This is a genomic window from Pseudomonas sp. ZY71 (assembly GCF_036542145.1).
GTDB lineage: Bacteria > Pseudomonadota > Gammaproteobacteria > Pseudomonadales > Pseudomonadaceae > Aquipseudomonas > Aquipseudomonas koreensis_A.
Genome location: NZ_CP144274.1, coordinates 3,655,589 through 3,671,888, shown reverse-complemented (window position 1 = coordinate 3,671,888; position 16,300 = coordinate 3,655,589). Strand labels below are relative to the sequence as shown.

At 58.6% G+C, this 16,300-nt stretch carries 20 protein-coding genes; 2 read left to right on the top strand and 18 right to left on the bottom strand.

What is annotated here, in order from left to right:
- Window positions 1-121 precede the first annotated feature (121 nt).
- Window positions 122-379 carry a LasR-specific antiactivator QslA gene (locus VY732_RS16260; RefSeq protein ID WP_154905318.1) on the top strand — a complete coding sequence of 86 codons (258 nt, stop codon included), beginning with the start codon at window positions 122-124 and terminating at the stop codon, window positions 377-379.
- A 37-nt stretch (window positions 380-416) separates the two neighbouring features.
- On the opposite strand, the gene VY732_RS16255 is transcribed toward VY732_RS16260, so the two are convergent.
- The 9 genes from VY732_RS16255 to VY732_RS16215 are packed head-to-tail and all read right to left on the bottom strand — an operon-like array spanning window position 417 to window position 7,884.
- Entirely contained in the window at window positions 417-3,170 is a 2,754-nt protein-coding gene (locus VY732_RS16255; RefSeq protein ID WP_154905317.1) for a conjugative transfer ATPase, read from the bottom strand.
- Complete coding sequence (locus VY732_RS16250; protein WP_154905316.1) at window positions 3,170-3,586, bottom strand: TIGR03751 family conjugal transfer lipoprotein; 417 nt, start codon at window positions 3,584-3,586, stop codon at window positions 3,170-3,172. Before VY732_RS16250 ends, VY732_RS16255 begins: the two co-directional genes overlap by 1 nt.
- On the bottom strand, window positions 3,549-5,066 hold the full coding sequence (locus VY732_RS16245) for a TIGR03752 family integrating conjugative element protein (protein WP_154905315.1): 1,518 nt from the start codon (window positions 5,064-5,066) through the stop codon (window positions 3,549-3,551). The genes VY732_RS16250 and VY732_RS16245 overlap by 38 nt, the downstream gene beginning before the upstream one ends.
- Entirely contained in the window at window positions 5,056-5,868 is an 813-nt protein-coding gene (locus tag VY732_RS16240; RefSeq protein ID WP_154905314.1) for a TIGR03749 family integrating conjugative element protein, read from the bottom strand. Before VY732_RS16240 ends, VY732_RS16245 begins: the two co-directional genes overlap by 11 nt.
- The gene (locus VY732_RS16235; RefSeq protein ID WP_154905313.1) at window positions 5,865-6,506 is read right to left on the bottom strand and encodes a PFL_4703 family integrating conjugative element protein; all 642 of its coding nucleotides are present in this window, start codon (window positions 6,504-6,506) and stop codon (window positions 5,865-5,867) included. Before VY732_RS16235 ends, VY732_RS16240 begins: the two co-directional genes overlap by 4 nt.
- On the bottom strand, window positions 6,503-6,916 hold the full coding sequence (locus VY732_RS16230; RefSeq protein WP_154905312.1) for a TIGR03750 family conjugal transfer protein: 414 nt from the start codon (window positions 6,914-6,916) through the stop codon (window positions 6,503-6,505). Before VY732_RS16230 ends, VY732_RS16235 begins: the two co-directional genes overlap by 4 nt.
- A gap of 7 nt (window positions 6,917-6,923) precedes the next feature.
- Window positions 6,924-7,295 carry a TIGR03745 family integrating conjugative element membrane protein gene (locus VY732_RS16225; protein WP_003174125.1) on the bottom strand — a complete coding sequence of 124 codons (372 nt, stop codon included), beginning with the start codon at window positions 7,293-7,295 and terminating at the stop codon, window positions 6,924-6,926.
- A 17-nt stretch (window positions 7,296-7,312) separates the two neighbouring features.
- Complete coding sequence (locus tag VY732_RS16220; RefSeq protein WP_154905311.1) at window positions 7,313-7,552, bottom strand: TIGR03758 family integrating conjugative element protein; 240 nt, start codon at window positions 7,550-7,552, stop codon at window positions 7,313-7,315.
- A complete protein-coding gene (locus tag VY732_RS16215; RefSeq protein ID WP_154905310.1) occupies window positions 7,549-7,884 on the bottom strand; it encodes an integrative conjugative element protein, RAQPRD family in 336 nt (111 codons plus the stop codon). The genes VY732_RS16220 and VY732_RS16215 overlap by 4 nt, the downstream gene beginning before the upstream one ends.
- Before the next feature lie 287 nt (window positions 7,885-8,171).
- On the opposite strand from VY732_RS16215, the gene VY732_RS16210 reads away from it, so the two are divergent.
- Entirely contained in the window at window positions 8,172-8,813 is a 642-nt protein-coding gene (locus VY732_RS16210) for a hypothetical protein (RefSeq protein WP_154905309.1), read from the top strand.
- A 75-nt stretch (window positions 8,814-8,888) separates the two neighbouring features.
- Here the strand turns inward: VY732_RS16210 and VY732_RS16205 are convergent, their stop codons facing one another.
- From VY732_RS16205 to radC, 9 genes are all read right to left on the bottom strand, one after another.
- Complete coding sequence (locus tag VY732_RS16205) at window positions 8,889-9,620, bottom strand: TIGR03747 family integrating conjugative element membrane protein (RefSeq protein ID WP_154905308.1); 732 nt, start codon at window positions 9,618-9,620, stop codon at window positions 8,889-8,891.
- Between the two features lie 90 nt (window positions 9,621-9,710).
- Window positions 9,711-11,816, bottom strand: coding sequence for a type IV conjugative transfer system coupling protein TraD (traD, locus tag VY732_RS16200; RefSeq protein ID WP_154905307.1), 2,106 nt, complete (start codon window positions 11,814-11,816; stop codon window positions 9,711-9,713).
- 9 nt (window positions 11,817-11,825) lie between these two features.
- The gene (locus VY732_RS16195) at window positions 11,826-12,341 is read right to left on the bottom strand and encodes an integrating conjugative element protein (RefSeq protein ID WP_154905306.1); all 516 of its coding nucleotides are present in this window, start codon (window positions 12,339-12,341) and stop codon (window positions 11,826-11,828) included.
- A complete protein-coding gene (locus tag VY732_RS16190; RefSeq protein WP_154905305.1) occupies window positions 12,338-12,886 on the bottom strand; it encodes a lytic transglycosylase domain-containing protein in 549 nt (182 codons plus the stop codon). The genes VY732_RS16195 and VY732_RS16190 overlap by 4 nt, the downstream gene beginning before the upstream one ends.
- Window positions 12,868-13,587: a TIGR03759 family integrating conjugative element protein gene (locus VY732_RS16185; protein ID WP_154905304.1), complete on the bottom strand. Its 720-nt coding sequence runs from the start codon at window positions 13,585-13,587 to the stop codon at window positions 12,868-12,870. Before VY732_RS16185 ends, VY732_RS16190 begins: the two co-directional genes overlap by 19 nt.
- 9 nt (window positions 13,588-13,596) lie before the next feature.
- Window positions 13,597-14,268, bottom strand: coding sequence for a chemotaxis protein (locus VY732_RS16180; protein WP_154905303.1), 672 nt, complete (start codon window positions 14,266-14,268; stop codon window positions 13,597-13,599).
- Window positions 14,265-14,807: a PFGI-1 class ICE element type IV pilus protein PilL2 gene (gene pilL2 / locus VY732_RS16175; RefSeq protein WP_154905302.1), complete on the bottom strand. Its 543-nt coding sequence runs from the start codon at window positions 14,805-14,807 to the stop codon at window positions 14,265-14,267. The genes VY732_RS16180 and pilL2 overlap by 4 nt, the downstream gene beginning before the upstream one ends.
- A 106-nt stretch (window positions 14,808-14,913) precedes the next feature.
- Window positions 14,914-15,660, bottom strand: coding sequence for a DUF5983 family protein (locus tag VY732_RS16170; RefSeq protein WP_154905301.1), 747 nt, complete (start codon window positions 15,658-15,660; stop codon window positions 14,914-14,916).
- 52 nt (window positions 15,661-15,712) lie between these two features.
- The gene (gene radC, locus VY732_RS16165; RefSeq protein ID WP_154905300.1) at window positions 15,713-16,207 is read right to left on the bottom strand and encodes a RadC family protein; all 495 of its coding nucleotides are present in this window, start codon (window positions 16,205-16,207) and stop codon (window positions 15,713-15,715) included.
- Window positions 16,208-16,300: the final 93 nt, after the last annotated feature.

Genomic DNA, 16,300 nt, shown 5'->3' with positions numbered 1-16,300 from the left:
ACATTGGTATTGATCTAGGCCAATTGATGCTCATGCCTGTTATCGAGCATTCATTTGGTGTCGTTAAGATTATCGAGGCTGGACTCAGCGTCTAACAATAAATCAGAAATCTAGGGTGGGTATGGACGAAAACTACATTTCAATTCCTGCGGCGGATGGTTGCCCAAGTCTTCTGACACCTTGGGGCAACGAATTTGCCCCGATGATCGAACGTGGCGTGCAATGTGCTCAGGATTGGCTTGATACGCCCGGCGAAATTCCCCTGTGGTGGGAGCTGGCGCAAACCCGCAAGACCTTTCCTGACGGTGACTGCCAGGATGCCTTCGAAGCCGGATTCCTGTTGAGGATTCAGCAGCGGCTCCGGGGCGTACCGCAATAACCGGTCACTCGCTTTAGAGCGCGAGGAATAGATTCCCCTATGCGGGTTCTATTCCTCGCGCTATATCGATCCGTTCAGCTACCCTATACGCCGCTTCCAGTTCTGAGCAGCCGTTCTCTTGCATCAGTGTCCAGCGCTCGGATTTTTCCTCGGGCTCCGTCATGGCCAGGGCGAGATAAAGACTCGGCGGCACGGCCCGAAACAGCGTTTCGAGCTTCTTCGATAGCACGACCCCCTCAGTGTATTTACCCGGCTCCTTACTGGCGGAGAGAAGCAAGGCTTTCTGTGCCGGCGTGAGTTTCTTGAACCGTGCGATCTCTTCGATTTCCGCGGGCGGCATGTTCAAACAAATCCACCATTCGATCATGTTGAGCATGGTCTGCGCGGCAGTGGGAAAGTCGGCAAGGTTTTGCGTCGCCAGCCAGAACCAAGCGCCGAGCTTGCGCCACATCTTCGTGCCCTTGACCACGAATGGCGCCAGCAGCGGGTTTTTGGTGATGATATGGCCTTCGTCGGTGACCATTATGATTGGCCTCCCCAGGTACTGGTCGCGTTCGGCTAGGTTGTTCACGGTGTTCATCAGGCTGATGTAGCTGATGGACATCTGCGCCTCGTAGCCTTCGCGAGCGTAAGTGGCGAGATCGACAATGGTCACATCGCTCTCGGGCCAAGGCGTGCCCTCGCGATCGAACAGCTCACCCTCGAAACCTTGGCAAAACAGGTCGATGGACTCACCCATTTCCTGGGCACGCTCGCGACGCTTCTCCGGCAGGTGCGGGTCAGCGGCGACGCGCAGCAAGGCGTCGCGCACGTTGCGGGTCAGTACCTGGCGACACGCCGCAACACACGTTTGCGCCGCATCGAGAATGCACTCGCGGATCAAGCTGCGATCGGCTCGACTCAGGCGCGCCTCTTCCTTGGCCTCGCCGCCGGTGATCATCAGGCGGGCAGTGATTTCCAGTTCGCCGAGAACATCGCGCTGGTCTTCGCGACTGGCTACCGCCTCATCGTCCAGCTCATCGATCGACAGACTCGCGACCTGATCCGGCTGCTCGACCAGGCGCCAAGCGTCGGCAAAGGGCGCGAGGCTGACCGAGGCACCAGGTTTCAATTGGACCTTATTGACCGACAGCCCCTGTGTCGCGAAGTAGTCCCCCTGCAAGCCGAACGAATTGCCGGCCTCGACGATAAAAAGGCGAGGGCGGTACACGGCCATGACCTGCATCAACAGGGTGACCAGGGTGGCCGACTTACCGGCGCCGGTGGGGCCGAACAACAGCAGATGACCATTCATGGCTCGGTCCAGGCGTGATAACGGATCAAAGCTCAACGGCGAACCACCGCGATTGAACAGGGTGATACCCGGGTGGCCGGTGCCCGTGCTGCGACCCCACACCGGAACCAGGTTCGCCAGGTGCTGGGCGAACATCAGGCGCGTGTACCAGTTGTGCGTGTCGCGGGCCGGGTTGTAAGCCATCGGCAACCAACGCAGGTAGCTGTTGCAGGCGGCGACTTCATCGCCTTCGCGTACCGGCTGCAGCCCCGCACCCAGCAGCGCATTAGCCAGGCCGACCGAGCGCTGGTGCAGTTGCTGTTCATCGTGACCGCGCACGTAAAATGCCAGGGTGCCGCGGTACAGCTTGTGCTGGCGACCGATGATCGCACGAGCCTCTTCAACATCTTGGCGGGTCTGGGTCGAGGCTAGGTTTTCACCGATGGCTTTGCGCGCCAATCGGTTTAACTGGTCTTCGAGCACATCCTGCGGTTTGACCACCAAGGTCAGACTCATCACCGTGCCTTCAGGTAACTGGTCGAACAGGGCATTCACCGCGTCGCCCTTGCGGGTTTCTCCGGTGAGTTGACCAATCAAGGGCGCCCGGCGAAGCTTGTCCACCACCATGACCCGGTGGGGCTGATCGTCAAAAAACCAGAGTCCGTGCTGCACATCTGAATGCGGCTCATTGAAAAATAGGCGCTCGGCGAAATCGTGATCGAAGGGCAGCTCCAGCGATTCACCGTCACCCGATTCCGGATAGGCCACCCGGCGGTAGAACTCCTCGGGTGCTTCATCAATGAGCCTGGGTGCCGGATTGAACCAGGGCACTAACCAGGCATAAAGACCTCGGCCATCGACTCGTGTCGATTGCACCCCGCATGCTTGCAGCGAGGCACCGATTCGTTCGCAAGCCTGTTGCAGGGAGTGCACCGGGGTGAGTCCTGTCTCCTCAGCGTCAGACTCAAGCCAGCGATAGACCACCAGGCGCACCCGTCGGTTATTGCCACGCCAGGGCAGGCGTGTCACCACTTTATCCTCAAACAGACCGCCAGGCTTGGCGATGGCCTTCAGATGATGGCGGCTGAGCTCCAAATATGCCTCGGTGAAGGCCGTGCCTCGTGCTCTATCTTGGATATAGTCGGTGAACCGGGTCAGGTAGGGGGTGAAGTCGTTGTCGTCCTGGCAGAAAAACTGCGCAACCCAAGGCGCTTGATCCAACTCATCAAAGCTATCCTGCAGGGCATCCTCGAGGGCATCGCGGGCGGCCATCAACCAATCGGGTTCGCGCCCTTCGGTGCCGATGGGCAGTAGCTCGAACACCGCACCCACCGAGCGATTGTCATCCAGCAAAAAACACTGCTCGGTGTCGAGGTATTCGACCCACGGCAGGTGATCGGTGAAGCTGGGATTGTGCGCATAGAGTGCGGCGTTATCGGCCAAGGTGGCGCGAGGGCGCAATGGGTTGCGCCAGGCTTTCCACGCAGGAGCACGGTTCCGCGAATCGCCGGTACGCACTACAAGTCTTCCTGACGTTCACCCGGCAATGCGTACTGCACCCGTTGGTAGAACGGAAAGACGGTCGAGTAACCGGGGACCGGTGCCTGCTCGGTACCACTCAAGTGCGGATACACGTACAGCACCAGATCGGGATTGGGCAGGCGAGGGAACAGGTTGCGGATCTCGTTCGCCGCTGTGCGCGTGTACGGTTCCTGGATAGCCGCGGAGGCATCTGCCTGAGCCAGCGGGCGGCGTAACTGCTGCCGAGCATCCAGCAGTTGCTGCTGAGTGCCTTGCGAACCAGCACCGTTCCAGATGTCCAGCATGGTTTGCTCGCCGTGAGGCAGAAGCGTTTCCTTGTCGGTGGAACACCCCGTCAGGACCACGCAGAGCAAGCTAATCCAGGTCAGGCAGGGAGGCATGGTCTTTTTCATGGCGAACGCTCCGGCCCTTGGGCTCGTAGTCGATGGTGATCTCATGGTCGAGGTGCAGTGCGACCTGTGCGGCGGGTGGCACATACACGGCAGCAAAGGCTTCGCCATACAGTTTGTTGACCCACTCGCGGATGTCGCTGACCCCACCACTGAGAATTGAATTCAGCGCGCTGTTGCCACTGCTGCTGGTAACCCCGAGGGTACTGCCGCCCGAACTGATTACACTGCTGTTGTTCTGCTCATCCCCGAGCAAGGCGGCGACACCCGCACCAGCCGCAGTGATCAGGCTCTGGCTGCCGAGGTACTGCTGGGCGTTCGAGCGGCGCTCGCCAGCGATGCACGGAATGCCATGCGGATCGGACAGGTAACCGAGGCCGCCACGGATCTTGTCAATGTTCGAGCTCTGGGTGGTGGAGGCAGTGCGGCTGGCTACAGCTTTTGGCTGAGGTACCGTGCGGATGGTGCCATCGGTAAACACAAAGGTGATTGACTCGACCTGCCCGCGGACGCAAGACAGGGTCCAGTCACCGGACGCCGTGCCGCTCATCACAGCACCCGCGACGTCCGGCAGGTCGATGCCGTTGGCCGTCAGATTCTCGGGGCCGACCAGCACTTTGAAGGGGTAGGGATCATTCACTGTGCCGTCCACTGGGACTCGGCCGATCAGCGCGGTCATGGCGACCGAGCCCATCAGCGTGGCGTTTTCGGGAATGGTGTAGACCGGCTTCGCGCCTTCGGTTCGGTCAACGGATCGCGTCAGGTCACGCTCACCTTTGGTGACCGCACGTAGCTGTTTCTGGCTGCGATCAATAGGATTGTTTTTCAAGCCTTCCAGTGAGTTGAAGGCGGTAGGCAGACTCTGCGCGGGGGAGGTCTTGGTTTTGCCTCGGGCGTCGGTGGACAGAGCATCCGAGGGTTCAATCCATTGCAGCGCATCATTGGCAGAGTGCCGCCCTTCAAACTGAGCACCGTCGCCGGGCTCAAGCCCCAATCCGATTGGCATATCCTTGCCGCTGCCGGTCAGCCCCGACAACTGATCCTGCAATTGCGTCAGCAGACCGCGAGCCTGACGACTGTCTTGTTCGGCTTTAAGTCGGGCCTCGTTGGCTTGTCGACGGCCTTCGTCGACCTGCTGGGTCACGCTGCCAAGCGCCGTCTGGATACGCGAATCCACACCGTTTTCCCGCTCGCGCAAGCGGTTGTTTTCCGTCTGCAGCGACTCGTTGTGTTTCTTCAATCCGAGCATGTCGCTGCGCATGGCTTTCACCTGGCCGACCAGGGTGGCGACCGTGTCGCGTGGGGTATCGCCAGCAATGCCGAGCGACTTGGCTTGCTCGGCGGATAACTGAATATTACCCTGATCAACTGGGTGCTCTGGAGAGGGAGTACTACTACCCGCGACCCAACTTTTCAGGATGATCAACACCACGGCCAGTAGCGCAGCCGGTACCAGCCATTTGAGCAATGCGTTAGCCTTCATCGTCAGCACCTCGCGCAACGGGCGGGAGCAGCACGGCTTGTTCGAGGCCAGCACCGAGGGTGACGAGGTAGGCAATCGTGGTGTCTTCAGCGCTGCCGACAGGCCCGAGGAAAGAATGCTGGAAGGCCGCGGCGAACAGCTTGGCCTGAAGCCGACGCGGGTCGAGTTGCAGAGTCTCTGAACCACGATTGCGCAACTTCACCGCCGTCACCCAGTAATCACCGAGTCGCCAGGCGGCGATAGGTGTGCTGGACATGTTTTCGGTCGGCAGCAGGGTTGGCAGTTCGGTGCGTAGCTTGAGCGGGACGCGGCGTACACCGGGCAGGGACTCCACGGTGCGCAGCGGCGCGTACAGGCTTTGCGCGGCGTAGCGCGTCAAAGCGACCGGGATCGGTGTACGTTCTGGAGCAGGGACGGTGCTAGATTCAGCCTCGGTAGCTTGCACCTGAGCATTCTTGAGAATACGCACGGGCTCCAGCGGTTGATCGCCGGGAGTGGCCGCGATATCTAGAAGGATGATCTCGCCCGTCGTGACTGATTGCAGTTGCAGTCGGGTCGGCGCAATGGCTTCCGACGCGCGCAGGTACAGAGTGCCGCCAGTTGATTGCACGCGCAGCTTGCCCGTCAGGGTTGAGGGTACGCCGACTCGAACATCCTCATCGATAAAGACCACTCGTTCCTGATTGATCACCAGAGGGACCGCGAGGGGTAGGCGTTCCCAGTGCATCAGTTCGACGGCCTGCGCTGCAGCTCCCGATAGCATCAGTGTGACGGTTAGTCCCAGGGTACGAATCCGCTTCATGGCTCACCTCCAGGCAGGGAGATTTTTTGCGGAGTGCCCTGATAGCAATCCAGTGCCAGCCCCCACTTATTGCGCTCGGGATCCAGGTCGAAACGCACTACGCGTAATGGATAACGCACCACCACCCGTTTCACCGGTTCTGCGGCGTAATACTCATCGGCATTGAGGTCGAGCTTGACTAGCCAGCTATCGCGATCGAGTTGCTTGACCCTGAGTTCCGGATCTTCGCTGTAACCTCGGCCCAGAATTTCGTAGACCCCACGCACTCGCTGGCGCAGCTCGCCGGCGGCCTTGCGGTACTCGTAGTCGCCGTCGAGGAAGGCCTTACAGGCGGGTGTCAGATAGGACTGCAAGCCATAGATGGCACGGCGATAATCCTGCTCGCCATCCGTGGGCCAGCGGTTGAGTTGGCCAAAGATGTAGAGGGCAAAGGCATAAACATTCTCTGAGGGGATATCCCACCACTTACGGGTGCTGCCCGAGCGCAGATCCGGCGGTACATGCACGGTCAGATCGGTCGGTGCCGAGCGCCAGCCATACCAGAGTCCGGCACAGACCAGGGCGAGGATCACTACCGCCAGACGCAGGCTGAAGATATGAGCCTGCTGGGCATCCACCTTGTTTCGAAATCGGCTCATGGCTGCCACCGTGACAGGGCAGGGCGCAGTCGACGTGAACGGCGAACCGTCCAGGCACCGGAGTGAAGGATCAAACTGCCGCGACCCAGGCGCCAACGGCTGGCCAGTACCCATTCGAGCTTGCGGTACAACCAGGTCTCGGGGCGGGCCCGTTTGGCCCGACGCAGTAGCGTGCCACCGGCAAATAGCACCACCGTCATGCCTGCGATCATGCCGGTCGGCGCTACGGCAATGGAAGCGGTGGCGATCGTCAGAGGAACGCCCAGCATCAGGCCAATGATTGCGCCGGTACCGAGCGCTACCCACATCTCATCATTGGTCAAACCACGCAACACGGCAGGATCACGGTTAAGCCGCTCCGGCAGAAAGACCAAGGTGTTGTCGGCAAGGCGTTCGATAGTGTCGTTCATGTCGACCTCACAGAATCGCGGCAGCCTTGGTCAGGAACCAGATGATGATCACCACCAGCAGGGCACCGATGCCGACCACTGCCCCAAGGTCCTTCCAGGTCTTGCGCTGGTTCTGCACGTCGGCATAGACAGTTAGTGAGTGCCAAGCCACGCCGAGAAACGCGAGCAGGGCGATTAGCAGTCCGAGCAGGATGCCGCCGTCGTAGGCGTAGTTTTTGATCGTCTCGATCAACCCTGATCCTTCACCACGTGAAGGAGCCTCCATGGTCGGGAGTTCGGCAAAAGCCAGGCTTGGACCGAGCACCAGCAGCAGACCGATCAAGCGCTGGCTGGCACGATCACGCAGGTTGTTTTTCAGGGGGACAAGGCACTTGAGCATGGAGGCGATCTCCTGGGTTAGGACAGGGTGAAGAACATCAAAACCAGCAAGGTGAGCAGTACGCGAGCGGCGCTGCCACCGAAGGCTCCAAAGCGCACACTGCCGGCGGCCCACCCCCGGTAAGCCGTCCACATCACCCAGGCACACCAAAGCAAAGCCAGGACTAGAACCAGGGACAGCCACAGCGTCGAACTGCTCTGTGCGGAGAAACCGGAGGCGTTTTGGAACGCAGAGGTCTGGGCATCAGTCATGCTCATGGCGACGGCTCCGCGGACGGAGCGTCGAGGCGGTAATCGCCGACCAATTCAGTGGGATCGCGAGGTTGAGCGCGAGAGGGGGACAGATAGTCCTGCACACCGTGACGGATGCGCTGGATATCTTGGATCAATTGGGGATAGTCGAAGCGATAGCGTTCGTTTGGTTCAGCAATACTGGACGCTTCGGCTTTATGGGCTGAGGTCTCTATAGTGTCGAGTTGCCGTTGGATAAAGCCGAGTTGGACCTGTTCATGGGCGGATGCGGCACAGCAACTGCCATGGAGGATGGCCAGCGGGAGAAGTAACAGGTAGTGAATGACAGAAGCAGGCATGATTATGGCCCTGAGTTAACTAGGGGCAGAATCGGGGAAGGGTGGCAATATAGCTGCAGAAAAATTGAGACGAAGGCTATCGTATTGATGAGGGAGAGCAACGTTGAACCTTACTACAGGCATAACTCCAGAGGGCAAGCTCAAGCGGGGGAATAGCCGTTTGTGTAAAAAGCCCTTAAAGAGATAAGTGAAAAATTCTGGGTCGTAAAAAATTGGAGGAGTCTTGTGAGCTATTTGTTGTCGTTGCTTGCCTTTGTAATTGCCTTGGCTGGAGTGAAGGGAGGCACTTGGAATTCAAAGCGGTAGGGGTTCGAAAAGTTAATTTCACGGGTTGGGTTGTTATTGTTTCTTCGCTCGCCATACTTGTTTTTTCTTTGGTTCAGGAATATCGGAAAAGTCTTCTTGAAGAGCAAGTGGTTAGGTACCCATATAAGAGATTTATGGAAGCGTTAGAGATTTCACTTAGGCCGATTAATATGGTTTATAGTGAGGGTGGTGGAACTATTGAGTATCGCGAGAGCCCGTTCGTGATTCTTGATAGGAAGGATGCGGCTGGCGTAATAAGTAAGTTTGACTTCGAAAGAACCCAGGTGGGGGCAAATATTTGGAGTTCGGATTTTAGTGGGAACTATGCGTCGTATACTTGTCGAGAGCTTAATGATGCAGTTCATCTGATGGAGTCTACGTTGGTAAGCAATCTCTCTGTGCTTGATCGGGAAGTGGTCGTGTTGGTGCAGGAGTTTAAGCAAGTAGGTTATGTGAGGGAGTTTCTTCTTAATGGATGTGATTATTATGTCGGGGTGAGTCATGGTGGGACTATGATCAGAGCTTATCCTCCAAAACTGACGGAGGAAAAGGTTAGAGTTACTTTCAATGCCATAATTTCTATTAGACGGCACCTGAGTAAAGTTTTGGGGGATGCGGCTTAGTGTTCGGTCTATGAGTTATTCATGGTTTTGGGGTAAGGCAGAAGGTATTTTGGCTTGGGGCGTTGTTATATTGAGTCAAAGGTATTTCTTAAAAGTCGACGACGTAATTACAGTGGTCAGACCAAGCGTTACGGCGCAAGGTAGAAAAACGACCATAGGATTGAGCGAAAAGGGTAGGGACAGGTAAATGACCCAGGGCACGATCAGCAGCGGTATCACTGCTCGTTTAGCGCGGTGATAGACAAAACTGCTTTCTCGTCCTGCGCCGAACTTGCGCAGGTCGCGGCGCATCAAACCATCGACAAAACCGGTGAGCGTGGCCAACAAAAATAGTGGTGTGGCCAGGATTAGAATGGTTAGGCGCACCACGAAGGTGAAAGTGACATACACCGCCGACAGTACAAAGTCCTCGATATGCACATATAGCTGGTTGATCCCACTCCAGAGACCGTTGCCCTGACTCGCCACTCGCGCCTGCTGGGCAAAATCCGCCAAACCGGTCTTGACCACCAGCCACTGATTGAGGAAATCCAGCCACTGGACAATCGTCTGTCCGGGTTGTTGGAGGATGAGTGAATATTTGAAGTGCTCGCTGAGCCAACCCAACTCACTGGTTAGCATGGCCTCACTATGCCGCCAGCCCTGATCACCCCAGAACAGCAGCAAGCCGGCGAACTCGATCAGAATCGAGAACAGCAACGAGGCGATCAGCAAACCGATGATGCGCAGGACCAGGTTGATGGCTGAGACGATCATTCCCGGACGCTGGATCGGTTGTGGCGGCGAGTTCTGGGCGGAAGTTGCCATCGTTCACTCCATTGCGCGCTGCAGTGTTGATGTGGTCACGACGCCTTCTGGATAGTTTTCTGCTGAATAGAAACCGGTGGCGGAGGCGGGCTACCCCACCCGATCCAAATCAAAGTTTGTTGTTGGGCCGTCACCGCTAGCGCTCCACCATTGCCCTGCTTGCTCGTTGTAGGTGGCCCGCATCCGTTGAGTGAGTTCCTGCAGGTCCTTGGGCATAGCATCGTCGTTGGAGGCTTTTGGCAGCGGCATGCGCACTTTCCAGAGTTGTCCACCGGCCTGGAAGGAGAACATTTGCCCCTTGGGCAAACTGACGATGTGAGCCGGTTCGATCAACGGCACACTGGTGCTGCTGACGCGGTCCTGTGAGGATGAGGTGAAGTCCGTCTTGGCCTCGGGATCGGAGGTGTCAGTCGCCCCCGACACCAGGGTCTTGGTCAGCACGTTGACCTTGGGCAACTGCTGGGTGAGCAGTTCTGCGGTGGCGGTTTCGCGCACCCGCAGCATCTGCAGGGTGTTGAAGTTGCCAATAACCTGGCCAGCTTTGGCGCGGTTGCCGATACGTGCTTCGATATCGCTGAGGGTCTGGGTGTAGGCGGTTACCTGGATACCGGCACCGCCACCCTTATTGATCAGCGGGATGAATTCATCACCCATCAACTCGTTGAACTCATCGGCGTGGAGGTTGATCGGCAACTTGTCACTGTTGTTACCTGATTGGGGCAGGCCATGGTCTATGCCGTGTTTGTAGATGTGTCCGGCGACCGAGACCAAGTCGGCGAACATGGAGTTGCCCACAGCGGCGGCCACCTCGGCGTCGGTCAGCGCATCCAGGCCGACATACACGATGCCGCGTTTCCGGATGATCTGTATCCAGTCAAAGATCGGTCGTGGGTCATTCAGATCGGTGTAGTTGGGGGCCAGCAACTGGGCTGTCTTACCGGTGGTGAGTTTCTCCAGCAGCGGCAGCAGTGAAGCAACGATTTTGTCGAAATAGGTGCGGTCGTACCGCACCGCTGAACGCAATCCATCCAGTACGGGATCAAATACCCGTTTCGCCGCCAGATACTGCTCGATGGCCACCACACGCTTTTCGCGCCCCACCATATGCCGGGGAATGTTCTTCTCGTTGAGTTTGCCTTCAAGCTGGACGATCACTTCCCACGCCTTCGGGTCGGTCTTGGCGAAAAACTGCTGGGCATATTCGATGAACAGTGCGTCGATGTTGACCACATGTCGCTGGATCTGCAAGTAGTCCGGACGTCGGCCCAGCTCGATCAGTGCCCGGGCGATGATGTTGACGAAACGCCAGGCGAACTCACGGAAGGCCGCAGAGTTGCCTTCACCACTGAGCTGCCCCGCGATGCGCGACGCCACTTCCGAAATGCGTCCGAAACGTCCCACGGCGTTGTAGCGGGCGGAGATCTCCGGCCAGCCTAGATGGAAAACATAAAACTCCTTTTCCCGACCAGCGCGTTTGGCTTCGACGTACATCCGTTTGAGCAGGTCGGCATCGCCCTTCGGATCGAAGACGATGACCACCTCATGTTCGACGCGGTGAATGTCCTGGGTGATGTACACTTCGGCGAGCCGGGTCTTCCCAACACGGGTAGTACCCAGCACCAGTGTGTGCCCGACCCGTTCGCCCAGCGGCAGACTGACTTCCGTTTCGTCGGGTTCGACCCCATGCAATAGCGGCGAACCACCGACCGGGGGCAAAGGGCGCAACGGATTGAACGCGCTATCCCAGGCGGTGACACGGGCCAATGTCGAGAGTGGAAACGCTGCATGTTCCAGGCGCCGTTCGAGTCCACGGGCCAGGCGGTAACAGGTCGGTTGGTCGACATAGTGAGCGACCGCCGGGTCTTGAGCTTCGATCAAGCGCTGGGTGTGCAGGCGGGTCCAGCGAAAGCCGCGCCCCATGAACAGACGCTTTCGGCTGACCGGAATCTGGCGACTGGTCAGTTCGTAGCGCGGCAGCCGACGGATATTGCGCCGATAGCGCAGCACCTCCCAGGCTTGTCGCAGCCGGATCAGGCCGAACAGGGCATAGGCCAGCGCTGCAACCAAACCGATCTCGGGTGACATGGCCACAGCCCAGGGCGAGTACACGCACAACACCGCGGCGGCGATGCAGATCGCTACGGTGTACAGCTCCACCGCTGGCCGGAGCTTGGACTCCATCGCATGCTCGGCCATGACCTGGGCTCACTGTTCCAGTGAGGTGGCAGTGATCAAGACGGGATAGTGCTCTATCTGCAGGCGAGTGGCGACGTCGTTGCCGTTGACCGGCAGAATGGTGATGCCCGGAGCGGCTGCTCGAATCCGGCCCAGGGCTTCAGTATCGGCCACTTCGACGGCGAGGCCAGCCGCGCCCATTTCCTGCAGTTCAGCCGCGCGTTGACGCAACCAAGCCAGTGAGTGGGGATCCTCACCCACCAGGAAAAAGGGCCGCAAGCCCGGCATGTTCAGGGCACGAGACGTGATCTGGCCGGGGCTCAAGTGAGAGCTGCGGACGGGCAGTATCCAGGCTTCATCGGAGAACGTGGACAGGTCCGCATGCATGGCCCGATCAGGCTGGATCTTGTTGTTTATTGACGGCCTGGCAACTTGAAAAGGGGGTCGGGTGAAGTCGCTAGGCTGATCCCCGGCTACGGTCAATTGCGCCTGGGTAAAAGGTGCCAAGAATAGGATGCAATAACAGGCAAGAGGTATTCGCTTCATGGTGGTGTGCCTTGTTCGAAGGAAACCAGAAACCGTTCGAGTTGCCGGGAAAATCCGGCGCGGTAACGCGCGGCCGGCATTCCTCCCGCCGGGCGGTGATAGCGTCCGGCAGCTGATACCCAATCACCGGTGGCGGCGTGATGCTCGTGCAACAGCGAGGCTGTCACGGCTAGGTTTCGGTAGGGATCGAGGGCTTCGCAGGGGCTGGAAAAACGTTGTCCGTGGTAACCCAGGTTGGTTTGTCCGAGTCCGGCATCGACCCGCTTGGCGTCATGACCCGCGAGCGCCTGAAGCAAGGCGTGACAGGCGGCCTGGCGAGTGGCGAAACGGTAGGGTGTTCCGGCGATGTTCAGGGTCCACGGCCAGGGCAGCAGTCGACCACGGACGCGGATACCACTCTCCTGCAGGGCAATCGTGAACAGCACCGTAGAAGGGATGTCGGCGTCATGCGCCGCCAGTTGGTAGGCTGGTGGTGGAAGCTCCTCGGCCTGAGCCGCCAGCATCGCCAACATCAGAGCAATACCACTCAGTTGAGGCGTTGCCATTGTCCATTCACCTGTTGAAATGTGGCGGGCAATGGTCCCGGGGCACCTAGGCTGAACCAGCGACCACGGTCATGGTTCAAGGTGATTTGCCGGTGTTGCACCTTGGCCGGATCGATGTTTGTTTGCCGAGCCCAGCTACGGACGCGGTCATCCTCGCCTTGGCTGCCCACCAGGTAGATATCGAACGCAGCGTCACTGCTTTGCAGACGCTGCGCTTCAGCGGTGCACGCCGGGCAATGGTCCTCCACAAACAGGGCCTGGCGTGGCGCGACCGATGAGCTGACAGGGGACGGGGATGCCATGCCATGGATTGGCAGCAGCCCGGGAAACAGCTTGGCCCAGGCCGCGGTGTAAGCGTTTTGGTAGGCCAATTCGCGCTCGGCGCGTTTGGCTTCCAGCGCTACCTGTAATTCGGCAAAGCGCTGGCGCTCTTGGTCGGTCTGGGCCTCGACTCCGAGTGCGGTCAGCGGATCGAGGTTCGGGCTCCAGAAACCACGCGGGCCGGCTTGGATCTGTTCGAAGCGCGTCCACTCCTGCTCCGTCAGACCCCAGCTCGCAGCCTGTTCAGAGTCAGAGCGCCCCAGGGGAGCGGACTGCGTGTCCCGGAACCGTGACTGTGTCGTGACGGGGTTACTCATCGCAGCGCCTATGGCCAGTAGCGAAGCGAGACAGACAATGGTGGGTAGTAGCGCTCTGTTCATGACCGCGTCTCAAGGGAAGTGCACGGTCTGGTCTGGCTGCGCGGCCAGCGCGAAGATGGCGGAGTTCGGTTCCAGCACTTTCAGGTGCCAGGCGCCGAGCTGCTCGCCGCTATGCAGCAGTCGAACATCTCTGAGCGAGCGACTGTCTTGAGGCACGACTGCCAGAAAGCGCTCACCACCACGAGATTCGACCCCCAACACAGAGAACGGGGGCGAGAGGGGGACGGGCTTGGGGCGAGCCTTCTGTTTCGGCTTGGTCGTGGAAGACGTCGGTGGTGGGGGTGATGGCTGGGTCTTGAGCTCCGGGAGCTGTTGCTCGACGTGCTCAAGGCGTGCGCGCAGCGCTGTCAGGTCTGCCTGGGTGGCGCGGGCTGCGAGACCATCGCGCAGTCCCTGTATCTCTTGCGCCCACTGATCCAACATCGGATCGAGGGTATTGGCCTGTTGCTCACCAGTATCGACCATCTGCTTCAGGTCTTTCAGCGCGTACTGCAGTTTCTCCTGGGCGTCCTTGAGGGCGCTTGAATCATGTTGCAGGGAGTCCAGGGTTTGTCGGTATTGCGTGTTCGTGCTCTGCAGTTCGGCCACGCGTTGATACTGGTTATACAAACCACCGCTCAGGCCGGCGACCGCCAAGCAAAGCAGCCCAATGATGAGGGTTTGAAACGTCGAGGCTCTCATGGGCGTGCCTCCAACAGATGGGGCGAGAGGGGTGTGATCAGCGCGACGCCGGCCTCCGTTTTCTGCTCTTCGAAGCAGACCGAACGGCGGACTTCGTCGGTCGTGAGTTGCCAGGCGGGGCCAGCGAGCACTTGTAGCGCGCGGCGCAAAGAGATCGGGCCGAGCCGGTAATGGGCCGCGGGCAGGGGCCGAGTAAACAGCACCCTCACGGACGCGGTAACGGGGCAGAGCGAATAGCCCGAGCGCTGCAATACGTACTGCAATGCATCCTGCACCGAAGGGTTCAGGCTGGACGGGATGCTCACGTCAATGATTTGGGCAAGAAGATCGCGTTGTTCCGTGGTGGGCTCGGTGCTGATCAGCGTATAGCGACCATAGCGGAGTTCTGCCGGATGGCTTCCTTCGATTGGCCCCCTCGAGAGCTGGGCCCGATTGGGGCTGCTGTCTATCTCTGGATTGGTCGGCAAAGGGTTGGGGATTTGCGCGGTGCAGGCGCTCAGTAAACCCAGTAGGCAGACAGGCGTGAAAAAACGCTCCATGGAAAAAACCTCATGTCAGATTCAGTGCAGAACCTGACATGAGATGAAGGAGCGATTCAGTGAGAAAGTTGATTCAAGGCGGGTCGTGTTAACGCTGAACACGTTGCTATTCATCAAAAATGGCGAGCCCATCCAAAACGGGAGCGTCGGGGTCGAAGATCAACAATCGCACATCCGCCAATGCCGCGAGGTACAGCACCTCGATCAACGCTACTGGCGTACCGGCATCGAGTTGCTCTTGCCTCAGCGATGAGTAAAGACGGCCCTCAATCTTCACCAGGTTATCGTCGGTCCATGGCGTGCCGATCAGTTTGCAACCGATACCGCAGCAATCTGGCAGCGTAAAAAGCTCGAACAAGAGGCCGGTTTGTCGCGGAGCGGAGTGACTGATCCACCCTTCCAGATAGAGCATCGCTTCTTCAGGAAGGTGTGCGGTACTGATCTCCCAAGCTCGACTGTAGTGTCCCGTTTCGAAGCTCAAGCGATGGACCATGGCTTGGGCTTCTTCCAGGGAGTACAGGTCGCCAACGTGATAGCGCTCGTTGAGCATTTCGCCAATCACGGCGTAGATCACTTGGCGAACCAGCCCGGTGGACTGGCAGCGTTCATCCAAATCATCCGGAATGGATTGGCCTTCGCTGATCAAGGCGAAATCGTCATTGAACAGGCAGGGGAACAGTTGCAGCTCATCGTCGGGCAGATGGGCTTGTGAGTCGTGCACGGGTCGAAAGCAGGGAGGGCAGTCGTTTTCGTAGGTGATCAGTAGCAGCCGTTCGATATGAAGGTTGTCGTAACCGCGAGCAAATGGGTTTGAGGCTGCCAGCAGGGCTACGGCTTGGGGTGTGAGATTCATGAGGGTTCTCCGGAATGAAAATGAACTAGGCGCCCGAAGACGCCTGTAAGGGTTAGAGCCAGCCATGTTCGGCAAGGGAGAGCGGACGACCTTCACCCACGATGAAGTGATCCAGTACGCGTACTTCGATCAAGGCCAAGGCCTCCTTCAACCGTGCGGTCAAGACGCGATCCGCCTGGCTGGGTTCCGTACAACCTGAGGGGTGGTTGTGAACAAAAATGGCGGCCGCAGCGTTATGCGCTAGGGAGCGCTTAACGACTTGGCGGGGGTAAACGCTGGCGCCATCTATGCTGCCGTGAAAGAGGACTTCGAACGTCAACACGCGGTGCTTGGCATCGAGAAATATCACACCGAAGACTTCATGCTCTTGTTGCGCAAGATGCAGTTTTAGGTATGAGGTCACGGCGTCAGGCGACGTCAGGTTAGGGCCGCGGGTGAACAGCCGACGATCCAGAATATGCAGCGCTTCGTCGATCACCTGGTTTTCTTGGACGATACGATCAGCCTCGAAATCCGAGGTTTCAATCAGTGTGAGTTGGGTGCTCATGGTAGTACCTCCGAAGGGAACAATCAGGGGTACACGCCCGAGGGGAGTGGTATCCCCGAGGTGGAAATAGAGTCGCGGGCATTAGCCGATGGC